12 protein-coding genes and 1 tRNA gene are annotated in these 13,255 nt (G+C 51.6%); 9 read left to right on the plus strand and 4 right to left on the minus strand.

All coding sequences use genetic code 11. The features are described from left to right. The first annotated feature begins 433 nt into the window (after positions 1-433). From guaB to F1381_RS27345, 7 genes are all read left to right on the plus strand, one after another. Complete coding sequence (gene guaB, locus F1381_RS27315) at positions 434-1,891, plus strand: IMP dehydrogenase (RefSeq protein ID WP_151737973.1); 1,458 nt, start codon at positions 434-436, stop codon at positions 1,889-1,891. Between the two features lie 191 nt (positions 1,892-2,082). Beyond that, on the plus strand, positions 2,083-3,396 hold the full coding sequence (locus F1381_RS27320) for a D-alanyl-D-alanine carboxypeptidase family protein (RefSeq protein WP_151738013.1): 1,314 nt from the start codon (positions 2,083-2,085) through the stop codon (positions 3,394-3,396). Positions 3,397-3,560: 164 nt separating this feature from the next. Beyond that, positions 3,561-4,850, plus strand: a complete 1,290-nt coding sequence (gene serS, locus F1381_RS27325; protein WP_151737974.1) for a serine--tRNA ligase — start codon at positions 3,561-3,563, stop codon at positions 4,848-4,850. Positions 4,851-4,915: 65 nt separating this feature from the next. Then, positions 4,916-5,004 (plus strand) — tRNA-Ser (locus F1381_RS27330). A gap of 206 nt (positions 5,005-5,210) precedes the next feature. Then, a complete protein-coding gene (locus F1381_RS27335; protein WP_151737975.1) occupies positions 5,211-5,552 on the plus strand; it encodes a hypothetical protein in 342 nt (113 codons plus the stop codon). Positions 5,553-5,567: 15 nt separating this feature from the next. Beyond that, on the plus strand, positions 5,568-5,717 hold the full coding sequence (locus F1381_RS27340) for a small acid-soluble spore protein P (protein ID WP_151737976.1): 150 nt from the start codon (positions 5,568-5,570) through the stop codon (positions 5,715-5,717). A 102-nt stretch (positions 5,718-5,819) separates the two neighbouring features. Further along, positions 5,820-6,932: a hypothetical protein gene (locus F1381_RS27345; RefSeq protein WP_151737977.1), complete on the plus strand. Its 1,113-nt coding sequence runs from the start codon at positions 5,820-5,822 to the stop codon at positions 6,930-6,932. Positions 6,933-7,023: 91 nt separating this feature from the next. Here the strand turns inward: F1381_RS27345 and F1381_RS27350 are convergent, their stop codons facing one another. Both F1381_RS27350 and tadA read right to left on the minus strand, forming a co-directional pair. Next, positions 7,024-7,581, minus strand: a complete 558-nt coding sequence (locus F1381_RS27350; protein WP_151737978.1) for a GNAT family N-acetyltransferase — start codon at positions 7,579-7,581, stop codon at positions 7,024-7,026. Between the two features lie 34 nt (positions 7,582-7,615). Beyond that, complete coding sequence (gene tadA / locus F1381_RS27355; protein ID WP_151737979.1) at positions 7,616-8,119, minus strand: tRNA adenosine(34) deaminase TadA; 504 nt, start codon at positions 8,117-8,119, stop codon at positions 7,616-7,618. A 441-nt stretch (positions 8,120-8,560) separates the two neighbouring features. On the opposite strand from tadA, the gene F1381_RS27360 reads away from it, so the two are divergent. Together F1381_RS27360 and F1381_RS27365 are read left to right on the plus strand one after the other, a co-directional pair. Further along, complete coding sequence (locus F1381_RS27360; RefSeq protein WP_343043471.1) at positions 8,561-10,717, plus strand: ATP-binding protein; 2,157 nt, start codon at positions 8,561-8,563, stop codon at positions 10,715-10,717. Positions 10,718-10,749: 32 nt separating this feature from the next. Next, entirely contained in the window at positions 10,750-11,451 is a 702-nt protein-coding gene (locus tag F1381_RS27365) for a pseudouridine synthase (RefSeq protein WP_151737981.1), read from the plus strand. Between the two features lie 94 nt (positions 11,452-11,545). On the opposite strand, the gene motB is transcribed toward F1381_RS27365, so the two are convergent. Both motB and motA read right to left on the minus strand, forming a co-directional pair. Next, positions 11,546-12,364 (minus strand): flagellar motor protein MotB, encoded by an 819-nt coding sequence (gene motB / locus F1381_RS27370; protein ID WP_151737982.1) that lies wholly within the window; start codon positions 12,362-12,364, stop codon positions 11,546-11,548. Further along, positions 12,348-13,148, minus strand: coding sequence for a flagellar motor stator protein MotA (motA, locus tag F1381_RS27375; protein WP_150275759.1), 801 nt, complete (start codon positions 13,146-13,148; stop codon positions 12,348-12,350). Before motA ends, motB begins: the two co-directional genes overlap by 17 nt. Positions 13,149-13,255 lie beyond the last annotated feature (107 nt).

Here is a 13,255-nt window from a genome sequence, read left to right on the forward strand (position 1 = left end):
CTCCAGCGCCGATGGTACTTGGACCGAAGGGTCCTGGGAGAGTAGGACGCCGCCAAGCACTGAAGACCACTGTTGATTAGTCAACAGTGGTTTTTTGTTGTTTCTGGATTTTAAGGGCACCATAATCATATGCTTCTTTGAGGTTGCAAAGTTGTCCGTGCCTTATGGACATTCGTCCAAGAATTCGCTTACCCTGTGACTGTTTTCTGAATACCTGCTGTGAGGATGTAATATTCTTGACAGGCCAAAAGCCCTTTGCTAAGATTGCAATAATATATTTTTGGACATGCATCTCAAACCTTATGAAGTATAAAGGAACTGGACGGCTGTGCTGCCTTAAACGGTGTCTATCCGGTGCGGACGTTAACCAGGGTTTTTTCATTTATAAAGTTTGCGGGCGGTTAAATACAACAATCGAGGAGGCATGACCCAGGTGTGGGAAGATAAGTTTGGCAAAGAAGGATTGACGTTTGATGATGTACTGCTGGTACCGCGTAAATCAGAGGTGCTGCCGAAGGAAGTGGACCTTTCCACTGTACTGAGCGACAAGGTGAAACTCAATATTCCGCTGATTAGTGCCGGAATGGATACCGTAACGGAAGCCGCAATGGCCATCGCTATTGCCCGTGAAGGAGGCATCGGCATTATTCACAAGAATATGTCCGTGGAACAGCAGGCCGAAGAGGTGGACCGTGTTAAACGTTCCGAGAGCGGTGTTATTACCAATCCTTTCTCCCTTACTCCTGACCATCTGGTATCCGATGCCGAACGGCTGATGGGCAAATACCGTATTTCCGGTGTGCCGATTGTGGATGAGAATAGCAAGCTCGTAGGTATTATCACCAACCGGGATATGCGCTTCATCCATGACTACAGCTCGCCTATCCGCGAGTATATGACCCGCGATAACCTGGTGACTGCACCAGTCGGAACGACTCTGCAGGAAGCAGAAGGAATACTGCAGCGCCATAAGATTGAGAAGTTGCCTCTGGTAGACGATAACAATATTCTCAAAGGGCTTATTACCATTAAAGATATCGAGAAGGCAATTCAGTTCCCGAACGGTGCCAAGGATGCTCAAGGACGGCTGCTCGTGGGTGCCGCAATTGGTGTCTCCAAGGACGCAGAAGAACGGGCGGATGCCTTGGTCAAGGCCGGCGTGGACATGATCGTTCTTGACTCCGCACATGGACACCACATCAACATTATTGATGCGGTGCGCAAGCTGCGCCAGCGTTATCCGGAACTCACAATCGTTGCCGGGAATGTGGCTACTGGCGACGCTACCCGCGAACTGATCGAGGCGGGAGCATCTGTAGTCAAAGTCGGTATCGGACCGGGTTCGATCTGTACGACACGCGTCATCGCCGGTATCGGTGTACCGCAAATTACAGCAATTTATGATTGTGCTTCGGTTGCACGTGAATATGGAGTGCCGATTATCGCCGACGGCGGGATCAAATACTCCGGTGAGATAACGAAGGCCATCGCCGCTGGCGCTTCGGCAGTAATGATGGGCAGCCTGTTCGCCGGAACGGAAGAAAGTCCGGGAGAATCGGAGATCTACCAAGGACGTAAATTCAAAGTATACCGCGGAATGGGCAGCATGAGCGCTATGAAGCAAGGAAGCAAGGACCGTTACTTCCAGGATGATGATAAGAAGCTGGTTCCGGAAGGGATTGAAGGCAGAGTTGCCTTCAAGGGGCCTCTGTCGGATACCGTTCATCAGCTGATCGGCGGCCTGCGCTCTGGTATGGGCTACTGCGGCACGAAGAATCTGGAGGGGCTGCGAAACGACACCTCCTTCATCCGGATTACGGGCGCGGGTCTGCGTGAAAGCCATCCGCATGATGTGCAGATCACGAAGGAAGCACCTAACTATTCCCTGTAATTCGGCAAGAATCGGTCAAATTATGGCAAGCAGGACGAATTTCGTCCTGCTTGTCTTTTTTTGATGATACCCCTGTGTTAGAATAGAACAAGCACTGATTAAGGATTAAAGGAGAGTAGTATTCATTGAAGTATAAATATAGCGGTAAGCAATTTGTAATTAGAACAGCGACAGTAGGTCTGCTTTTAAATATGTTATTATCCCCGGGAAGTGCGGCTTTCGCCAATGCGGTAGAGCCGACAGCGACGGCGGAGACGGGTGCAGCAACCACAGCTCCGGCTGCGAACGCAGTAAAGATCCCTTCGGTCAGCTCACTGGAGCTGAATTTAAAGTCGGCCATATTAATTGAAGCGACAACGGGTGAAGTGCTTATGGCTGTTAACGCGGATGAAGCCTTGCCTCCGGCGAGTATGACCAAGATGATGACGGAATATCTGGTTACTGAGGCTGTCAACAATGGGCAGATTTCCTGGGACCAGCAGGTCACCGTTAAAGAGAATGCCTCTAAACAGGTCGGCTCGCGTATCTACTTGGCTGAAGGAGATGTACATACCGTTAGAGAATTGTACATAGCAATGGCCGTCGGCTCTGCCAACGATGCCACGGTAGCTCTGGCCGAGCTGGTATCCGGCTCCGAGCAGGAATTCGTGAAGTTAATGAACGAAACTGCAAAGAAAATGGGCATGGAAACGGCACACTTCATCAACTCCACCGGTCTGGATCGGGCTGATATGCCGAAGGCCTACCAGCCGGAAGCGGAAGGCGAAACCATCATGTCAGCGCGCGATGCAGCTACCCTGGCCAGGTTCATCGTAACTGACCACCCTGATTTCACAGAGTTTACAACAATCCCTTCCTATAAATTCCGTGAACGCGACGATAAGCCGATGATTAACTACAACTGGATGCTTGAATCGAATAAAGACATTCCCAACTTCAAAGCCTATGCCTATGAAGGACTCGACGGGTTGAAGACCGGGCATACAACCAAAGCCGGCAACTGCTTTACGGGCACGGCAGTACGTGATGGCATGCGGCTGATCAGTGTAGTCATGGGGGCCGATTCCGAAGAACACCGTTTCACCGAGACGAAGAAGGTACTGGACTATGGCTTTAACAACTTCGAGATCAAGCAGGTTGCTGCTCCAAAAGCCGTAATCCCAGGCAATGAAACAGTGCCTGTAGAGAAGGGTAAGAAGAAGGAGGTCTCGGTCGTTACCGATGCCGGTGTCACGTTTATTGTCCCTAAAGGAACAACGAATCCGCAGGTCACTACAGCAGTTGCGGTGAATGATGCTTCAACGCTTGTCGCTCCAATCGCTGCAGCAAGCAACGTGGGCAAAGTAACCTACACGTATGAAGTGGAAGGCATGAACAAGCAGGAACAGACGGTCAATCTGATTACTGCAGAGGAGGCACCGAAGGCAGGCTGGTTCAAGCTGCTGATGCGGGGCATCGGCGAGTTTTTCGGTGATCTTTTTTCAGGAATTAAGAACCTTTTCTAAATTTGCTGCGCAAGGCAGGGCATAATGAAAGTAAACAGGTTGTGAATACAACTGCCTTAAAGTAAAATTAAAAGTTAGAGGAACTGCATACAAGAACATCCGGGCTCTTTCAAGGCTGTGCCCAGCCTTGAAAGAGTTTGGGCTGTTTTTCAGGAGGGAAACTTGTGCTAGATGTCAAAGTATTGCGCAGTGACTATGCAAGAGTAGAGGATGCTCTGAATAAACGGGGCAAATCGCTGGATCTGATATCCGGATTTCCGCAGCTGGACCTGCGCCGCCGCGAATTACTGCAGGAAACCGAAGGATTGAAGAACCGCCGGAATACCGTTTCCGGAGATGTGGCCAAGAAGAAGAAGAACGGTGAGCCAGCCGATGATCTGATTGCTGAAATGCGGACCGTCTCGGACCGGATTAAAGAACTGGATGATGAAGTCCGCGAGCTGGAGACACAAATTGAAGAACTGACGATGAGCATTCCGAATATTCCCCATGAATCGGTGCCGGTGGGCAAATCCGAGGAAGAGAATGTGGAGGTCCGCCGCTGGTCAGAGCCCCGTAACTTCAGCTTCACTCCGAAGTCCCACTGGGAGCTTGCCCAGAGCCTGGACATTCTGGACTTTGAAGCTGCCGGCAAGGTTACCGGGTCCCGGTTTACCTTCTATAAAGGGCTTGGAGCCCGGCTGGAGCGTGCATTAATCAGCTTCATGATGGATTTGCACAGCGATGAGCACGGTTACGAAGAAATGCTGCCGCCTTACATTGTCAATAAGGACAGCCTGTATGGCACTGGACAGCTTCCGAAGTTTGAGGAGGATCTCTTCAAGCTCCGGGATACCGAATACTATCTGATTCCGACAGCTGAAGTTCCGGTAACGAACTATTACCGTGAGGAAATCTTAAGCGCATCAGACCTGCCGAAGTACCATGTGGCCTACAGCTCGTGTTTCCGTTCTGAAGCCGGATCGGCTGGCCGGGATACCCGCGGGCTGATCCGTCAGCATCAATTCAACAAGGTGGAGCTGGTGAAGATTACATTGCCGGAATCCTCTTATGAAGAGCTGGAGAAGATGACTGCGGACGCTGAGCATGTACTGCAGCTGCTGGGTCTGCCATACCGTGTTCTTTCGCTGTGCACTGGCGATATGGGCTTTACTGCAGCCAAAACTTATGACCTGGAGGTCTGGCTGCCGGAAAGCGGCATGTACCGTGAGATTTCCTCCTGCTCTAACACTGAGGACTTCCAGGCGCGCCGGGCCAATATCCGTTTCCGTAAGGAGCCAAAGGCTAAGCCGGAATTTGCGCACACCCTGAACGGGTCTGCGTTGGCTGTGGGCCGCACTGTAGCGGCTATCCTGGAGAATTACCAGCAGGAAGACGGCACGGTGCTGATTCCTGAGGCACTTCAGCCCTATATGGGAAATGTGAAGGCCATAACGCAGAAGGTGTCCCAATAAGCACAGTTGCTTATTTTAAGAGTAGTGTGTTATAATTCTTAGTGCATGTGAAAAAATGAATTATTGGAGAGGTACCGAAGCGGTCATAACGGGGCGGTCTTGAAAACCGTTAGGGTGCAAGCCCACATGGGTTCGAATCCCATCCTCTCCGCCATACTCTAAGAAATTACGATAACCGTCTTCTCCGGAAGGCGGTTTTTTGTATAGACAGAAAGGATTTGTGGGGGAGATGGGTTCGGGGCTCCCGCAAAGCACCTGAATTAGCGTCTATGTTAAAGCTTCACTATGTGGGGGATTTTTACGGAATAAAAAGACCTCTTTCTCCGCAATGTATTAGAGAAGGAGGGTGACAACACAACTATGAACCGACAATTGCAGCTTGACCAGCAAACTCTAGTCTCAGCATGGCAGGAGCGGCTGCCCGCATTAATGAATACCGGTGACAGCTTTCAGGTACAGGGTGACGGGGCTGACCCTAACAGTCTGTTGATTCATTTCAATGCCGCCGGGCATCAGGCCTATTCCCTTGATTTTCGCTGCACGTACGTGGACAGCCGCGAGGTTGCCGTCAATCTGGTGGATGTCGAGCAGGATGGGCGTCATACCGATGAACGCGCTGAAGCCGTTCAATCGCTGGCGCAGCAGTATACGAGACAAATACATGAATGCGCGCAGGCGTTACAGCCCTTGACCCATTCCTAGGAGGAGAAGCTGATCATGAGTAAACCGAAAAGTGTACCGGTTCCCGGCACCGAAACTGACCATGCGCCCCGAAAAGAGCATCATTCCTCGGCACCCAAGCCGCTTTCGGGCTCTAAAAAAGTAAAACAGGCTAATCATGTTGATCATAATAATCCGCAAGGGTAGCAGGTTGCCCGGATTTGGGAGAAACGAAATGTTTCTCCTTTTTACATAATGGTTTATCATTAGGGAGGGATGAATTTCTTTACATGGGAGAGGAGAACAACAATGATTAAAAAATGGGGGCTATCCGCTGCGGCCTTGCTGCTAACAGCTGCAGTAATTCTGCCCGGATGCGGAAATAAGCAGGAGGCGCCGAAGGAAGCCCTGCAATCTGCAGCAGCCAAGGTAACGGAGCTTACCTCTTACGAGATGCAGAGCAAGGTGACGATTAATAACTTGTCGATCGAAGCACCGAGCGGTGAAGCCGCTGCTGACGACACTTATACATCGATGGTGCTTAACATGCTGCAGAACGCCGACCTGTCCGTAAACGGTGTATATCAGGCCGATCCGATGCAGACAGAAATGACAATGGTGCTTAATCTGAAGGGCGATCTGGCAATGTCTTTTACCATTCCGATGGTTCTGACCGCCGAGAAGATGTACATCAAGGTTCCATCGATTCCAATGCTGCCGCTTCCGGAGACGATCGTCGGCAAATTCATTGAATTTGACCTGAAGGAGCTGGCGGAGCAGGAGGGCACTGAATGGAACCCGGCTGCCATGGATACGCAGAAGACACAGCAGTTGTCCAATGAGGTGCTGAACGCATTGTTTGAAGAATATGACGAGTCGAAGTATTTTGCCAATATTGAACCGAAGGATGCTGCACTGCCGGAGAATGTGAAGGCAGAACAAGTCGTTCAGTTTAAGGTAACCAATGATAATGTCAAAGAAGCGCTCACGATCCTTGTAAACAATGCGCTGCCTAAAATTCTGGACATTCTGGCCAAGGAAGAGTATCAGGATATGCTGCAAATCGACCCTGCTGACCTGGCTGAAGCCAAACAAGAGATTCAGTCCAGCGATTCCCGGGCCGAGGTCGATAAAGGTCTGGCCGATCTGGATAAATATCTGACCGTTAACCAGTTTGAGCTGAACACAGCGCTGGATAAGGATGATTTTCCGGTATATCAGGATCTTCTAATGGACATTAAGGTGAATGATCCGGAGATAGGCCAGAACGTCGGCCTGTCCCTGACGGCCAGCAATCAATACAGCAAGATTAACGAGGAGCAGACATTTACGATTGGAATCCCGCAAGGGGATGACGTGATTACGCTGGAAGAGCTGCAGAATGAGTTCGGCGGAATGTCTGACGGAGCAGTAACGTACTAATTGGAAGTAATCCCGTATCTGTGCGAACCTTCGCACGGATGCGGGATTTTTTTTGCGTTCGCGGACAAATAGATCTGCTGCATGGATAGATCTATCCGGTGACATCGTCAACCAGAATGGCGTATACGAGGTGGTCCTGCCACTCGCCGTTAATGCGGATATAACGCCGGGCGATGCCTTCCGCCTGAAAGCCGTTCTTCTCCAGTACGCGGCGGGAGCCGTGATTATGTTGCAGGATGGAGGCTTGCACCCTGTGCAGCCCAAGGACGCGGAAGGCAAACTGGAGCACCAGCTTGACTGCTGCACTCATATGTCCACGGCCCTGCTGCCCGGCATCGATAAAATAGCCGAGATCGGCATACTGGCCGACACCTCTTACGATATTGGAGAGGGTTGCTTGTCCGATCAGTGTACCCTCCTGCAAAAAAATGCCGAACATATAGGCCCGGTCCTGATCGGCGTCGTTCAGCCGCTGGCGGATAAGCTGCCGCTGGCTCTTCAGAGTGAAAAAGTCACTCTCGCGCAGTGGCTCGAACGGCTGGTGCTCTGCCCGGTTGCGTAACCGGAGCTGCAGCAGCTCTTCGGCATGCGGCAGCTCCAGAAGCGAGATATAAATACCTTGTGCGGTATCGCTGTAGTTGAATGACATGGCAGTGCTCCTTTTCAATGAGGTGGTATATTCGTTAGAGCTTGGACGGTCTTTGACGCAGCTTGCGGAAAAAGGCGGTTAGCAGTCCGGCGCATTCTTCCTGCAGAATGCCTTCAATGACTTCCGGGCGGTGGTTAAAGCGCGGTTCCTGCAGCAGATTCATCAGCGTGCCAGCACAGCCGGCCTTGGGGTCGGTTGTACCGTATACGGTTAGCGGCAGCCTGGACTGGACCATTGCGCCTGCGCACATCGGGCACGGCTCCAGGGTGACGTATAGCCGGCAATCCAAGAGACGCCATGAACCCAGTGCTGTACTGGCCTCACGGATTGCCACCATTTCTGCATGGGCGGTGGAGTCCAGCGTGGTCTCGCGCAGGTTGTATCCCCGCCCGATGATTTGTTCATTGTGCACGATAACCGCACCAATCGGCACCTCTCCGAGCGCCTCAGCTTTCCGGGCTTCGGTAATGGCTTCGCGCATCCAGTGCTCATGAATAGCCCGTTCTTCAGGCGTCAAATCGTTATTGTGGATATTCATAGTCTGATCTTCTCCTCTATCCTTAAATCCTTGTCCAACGAACAAATATTCGTTCTTAACAAGATGTGTATAACTCTGTGGATAACCCTCTAGTTATGCACAAATTTGTGCACATCCCTTAATAACTTTTGTGTATATGTGCGTAGATTGTGGATCGTTTTTTGAAGGTTTTCGTTTAGCGGCCCTCAATATTCTATATTACGAAACCAAACAGGTAAATTGAAAGTTCTTTTCAAATGGATGGGCAAACGGTATGATATGGATGAGCACTCCGCTAGGATTTACCAGCGGCTTAAGAGGTGAACATCCAGCTTGTCCATAAAAACCAAATTATCGGCTATTATCTTTGGCTCGGTATCCTTAATTTTAGCGCTAAATCTTACACTTAACCTTTATACAACCCGGAATAATCTGCGTACGGAAAGTGTAAACAATATGAAGATGACGGCCAGACAAATCGCCGTTGCTGTCGAACAGAGCAGTTACAGCTCGAATTATGTGCAGCAGCAGATTGCCCAGAACCTGCATCTGGCTGCTGTTCTGGCTTCCCAAGAGCTTGATCCGGATTACAGGAATGTGAGCAACGAACAGCTTCGCAATCTAGCGGCCAAGCTGGGCGTATCAAATATCTCCCTTCTGGTCAAGACTGATGATGATATTATTGTAGCCAAATCGTCGGATCCCAAGGAGCTCGGCCTGTCCACCAAAGGCTGGGGGTATTGGTATGTCGCTTTTTTGGAATTGTTCGCCGGTCAGAGAGTATCTGTTAAGCAGGGTCAGACCCTGGACCATTTCTGGTCAGGACCCTTTGAGTATTCCACATCCAACCCGAAATTCATCGAGAAGTGGGGTTATTATTACGATTCTTCAACCAATTACATTATAGATCCTTATATCCGCAGCACGACCATCAGCGATTACGTGAAGATTATGAACCCCGATGAAATTGTGCAGCAGTCCAAGGATGTTAATCCGGGGCTGCTGGAGATCACCGGAATTAATCCGCGGACGTTCGGCTCGCCGACGATGAAGGCGGACGGGACGGATCCTTCCAATGAGAAGCTCCGCAACCGGCCGGTTAAGTACGGTACCTACATTTTTGGTAATCCGGATGAGGACAAGTCGGCAGTGATTACGGCGCAGGCCCGTCAGGAGCCGGTTACGCTGGATACGGAGGCACTGGGCAAAAGGGTGCTAAAGACCTTTATCCCGATTCAGCAGCCGTGGGCCGATGACTACGTCATTTCCGTGGTGATGGACTACGCAGTTATCTCTACGGTAATCAGGGACGAGCTGATTAACAACATTACTACCTCTTTGCTTCTGCTCATACTCTTCCTGATTCTGAGCTATGTGCTGGCTGGCGTGGTTACACGGCCGATCCAGGATATTCTCGCTAAGGTCAATGATGTAGCCAAGGGCATATTTGAACCTCCCCTGCATGTGAAGAACCGGGATGAATTGGGTCAGCTGGCCCACCGTGTCAATGCGATGACTTCCCATCTGCTGCAGCATACCAACCGGCTGAATCAGACTCTGGAAGAGAACCGTGCGGTCAAGGAGCACCTCGAGTCTGTCATTAACGGCACCTCCGATGCCATCCATACGGTTGACATGGAAGGACGCATTACCAGCACCAACAAGGCCTTCGAGAAGCTTTATGGCTGGAGCGCCGATGATGCGCTTAAGAAGACCCCTTACCTGGTGCCGGCGACAGTACAGAAGCAGGAGGAGGCCAGACTCCGCGAGCTGAAGGAAGGGGCGGTGCTCCCGCCTGTGGAGACGATCCGGTTAAAGCGGGACGGGTCGATCATTGAGGTCAGCGTCAGCACCTCGATCATCCGTGATGAAGAAGGGAAGCCCAAAGCGTTCGTCCATGTCTCCCGGGATATGACGGAGCGGAACCGGATTGAGGAGCTGCTGCGGCGCTCCGAGAAGCTGACCACGGTCGGACAGCTTGCCGCCGGTGTGGCTCATGAGATCCGCAACCCGTTGACTACGCTGCGCGGCTTCCTGCAGCTGCAGCGGGAGAAGCAGCTGCTGATTCCGCTCCATGTGGATTTGATGCTCTCCGAGCTGGACCGGATTAATATGATTGTGAGCGAATTTCTGATACTGGCCAAGCCGCAGGCTGTGCATTTTCAGTTAAGGGATGTCCGGCATATCCTTCAGGATGTCATCTCTCTGCTCAGCAGCCAGTCCCATCTGTTCGGTATTGAATTTGAAGCGCAGTATTCCGAGGCTCCGGCCACAGTGCACTGTGAAGAGAACCAGTTGAAGCAGGTCTTTATCAATATCTTGAAGAATGCCATTGAAGCGATGCCGGAGGGCGGGACGATTAAGGTGGCTCAGGATATTGACGACAGCTCGGCTGTCATTGTCATCTCCGACGAGGGAGTGGGCATCCCCGAAGACATGCTGCCCAAGCTCGGCGAGCCGTTCTTGACCAACAAGGAGACGGGCACAGGTCTCGGGCTGATGGTCAGCCAGCGTATTATTGAGGCCCATAAAGGCAGCCTGGAGATCAAGAGCGAATATCAGCAGGGCACGGAAGTGACGATCAAACTGCCTTCTGCCGCAGGGACAGAAGCCGTATAGTCATTAATTAGAAACGGAGTGGATGATACATCATGAGAATCAACAAGTTCATCAGCGAAACAGGATACTGCTCACGTCGGGAGGCGGATAAGCTGGTAGAGAGCGGCAGGGTGACCATTAATGGCAACCCGGCCGTGCTAGGCAGCCAGGCGGAGTCAGGGGATGAGGTGCGAATCGACGGAAAGCTGCTGGAAACCAAGGGCAAGCCGGTTTACATTGCCCTGAATAAGCCTGTAGGCATTACCTCGACCACCGAAGGTCATATTCAGGGAAATATCGTCGATTTTGTCGGCCATCCGGAACGGATTTTTCCAATCGGCCGTCTGGATAAGGATTCCGAGGGACTGATCCTGCTTACCAGTGACGGAGACATCGTCAACCGGATCCTGCGGGCCGAGGGCAAGCATGAGAAGGAATATATAGTCACTGTTGACCGTCCGGTCACCGAGTCCTTTCTGAGGGGAATGGGGAGCGGTGTACGGATTGAGGGGGGCAAGACGCTGCCCTGCGAGATTACCCGGATTTCGGAGCGGGTCTTCCGGATCATTCTTACCGAGGGCAAGAACCGGCAAATCCGTAAGATGTGCAGCGCCTTCGGCTATGAGGTGCGGCGGCTGCAGCGCATCCGGATTATGAACATCCATCTGGGGACGCTTCAGGTAGGGCAGTGGCGGGAGCTGACGGCAAGCGAGAAGCAGGAGCTCGGAGCAATGCTGCAGTATGAATTGCTGTAGCAGGGGCCTGTCCATATAACAAAGAGCTGTTCCAGTGGACCGTACGTCCCGCTGAAACAGCTCTATTTTTATTTATAAATATATATCGGGGAGTTCACGGTGTAACTACCGTAGAAGCATCACCGGCTTGAGCCGTATCCTGATATTTCCGCAGAATCGATACCTCAACCCGGCGGTTCTTGGCCCGGCCTGCGGCGGTATCGTTAGGAGCGATCGGATGATATTCACCGTAACCGATCGGACTGAATTTCTCCGGTTTGAGATTGGGATTCAGGAGAAGAATCTTCATGAAATGCAGCGCCCGGTCCACACTGAGATCCCAGTTGGACGAATAACTGCTGTTGGAGATCGGAACATTGTCCGTGTGACCCTGTACCAGGACATCATAATCCGGAAATTCCTGCAGCATATTCGAGATCGATTTGGCCAGCTGACGCGATTCATCCTTCACCGTAGCTTCACCGGAAGCGAATAGTGCGTTGTCGCTGATGGTAATCATCAGCTGGGACTGGTTCAGCTTTGTGCTAAGGAGATTTGCCAAGCCGTTGTTGCTGATGTAGGAGTCAAACTCCTTTTTCAGCTTCTCCAAATCCTCCTGTTCCTTCTGCTTCAGCTTGGCCATTTCCGAGGTGCCCGTATTCTTATCTACCACACTGTTCATCTTATCTTTGTTACCCTGGTCCAGTTGGCTGCTTGTAGGCGCATCGGAGCGGAACTCCAGCACGCCGGTGCCGCCGTTCAGCGCCGAGTTAAAGGCTGCGGCCATCTCCTCAAACTTCTTGGCGTCTGTGGCGCTCATGCCGTACAGAACGATGAAGAGGGCTACCAGCAGCGTCATCAAGTCAGAGTAGGGGAGAAGCCAGGATTCATCGGCATGCTCCTCGTGCTCCTCGTGTCTAGTCTTTTTGCTCACTGGAGCCGGCCTCCTTATCGCTCAGCTTGGCGCGTTCAGACGGTGTCAGGAATACAGACAGCTTCTGGTTGATGGCGATGGTGGATACACCGGACTGGATCGAGAGCAGGCCCTCCACCATCATCAGGCGGATCTCAATCTCACGTTTGGAGGCGCGCTTCAGCTTATTCGCCATAGGATGCCACATTACGTAACCCGTGAAGATACCGAGAATTGTCGCGATGAAGGCACCGGCGATGGCATGGGCCAGACTGTCCATATTGCTCATATCGCCAAGTGCGGCAATCAGACCGATAACGGCGCCTAGTACCCCGAGCGTCGGAGCATACATCCCAGCCTGTGAGAAGATCAGTGCCCCGGCTTTGTGCCGATCCTCGGTGGCGTGGATATCCTCCATCAGCACATCGCGGACGAACTCCTGATCGTTGCCGTCGATAATCATCCGCATGCCGTTGCGCAGGAAATTGTCCTGAATTTCGTCGACCTTGGATTCGAGCGCCAGCAGCCCTTCGCGGCGGGTGATGGAGGCCCAGTCCATGAAGGTGGTAATGAGTTCGGACTTACTGACCAACTTCTGATTGATAAAAATAAGCTTAAACAGCTTGGGGACATTCTTGATTTCCGACATGGGAAAGGCCATGAGCACCGACGCCACCGTACCGAGCAGGATAATAACGTAGGCGGCCGGGTTATTGAGGCTTGTGAGCGGCGCGTGCTTGAGCATCATCCCCCAGACGACTGCGACCAGACCAAAGACTAAACCTAGTATTGATGTAATTTCCATTTATGCACCTCGTCCATGAGAATTAAGAAGTGATCTCTTTAGCCGCGTAATCATCCTTGAACAGCGGCGGGACACCACATACAGCCAAATGACGTATATTCTTATTT

Origin of the sequence: Paenibacillus tengchongensis (genome assembly GCF_008973665.1) — a bacterium.
Classification (GTDB): Bacteria; Bacillota; Bacilli; order Paenibacillales; family Paenibacillaceae; genus Paenibacillus_AQ; species Paenibacillus_AQ tengchongensis.

Excerpts from the sequence above, each read along its gene's own strand:
- F1381_RS27340 (WP_151737976.1), top strand. The coding sequence starts at position 5,568 with ATGAGTAAACCGAAAAGTGTACCGGTTCCCGGCACCGAAACTGACCAT.
- F1381_RS27335 (WP_151737975.1), top strand. The coding sequence starts at position 5,211 with ATGAACCGACAATTGCAGCTTGACCAGCAAACTCTAGTCTCAGCATGG.
- F1381_RS27365 (WP_151737981.1), top strand. The coding sequence starts at position 10,750 with ATGAGAATCAACAAGTTCATCAGCGAAACAGGATACTGCTCACGTCGG.
- F1381_RS27360 (WP_343043471.1), top strand. The coding sequence starts at position 8,561 with ATGACGGCCAGACAAATCGCCGTTGCTGTCGAACAGAGCAGTTACAGC.
- F1381_RS27320 (WP_151738013.1), top strand. The coding sequence starts at position 2,083 with ATGTTATTATCCCCGGGAAGTGCGGCTTTCGCCAATGCGGTAGAGCCG.
- motA (WP_150275759.1), bottom strand. The coding sequence starts at position 13,148 with ATGGAAATTACATCAATACTAGGTTTAGTCTTTGGTCTGGTCGCAGTC.
- F1381_RS27345 (WP_151737977.1), top strand. The coding sequence starts at position 5,820 with ATGATTAAAAAATGGGGGCTATCCGCTGCGGCCTTGCTGCTAACAGCT.
- tadA (WP_151737979.1), bottom strand. The coding sequence starts at position 8,119 with ATGAATATCCACAATAACGATTTGACGCCTGAAGAACGGGCTATTCAT.
- F1381_RS27350 (WP_151737978.1), bottom strand. The coding sequence starts at position 7,581 with ATGTCATTCAACTACAGCGATACCGCACAAGGTATTTATATCTCGCTT.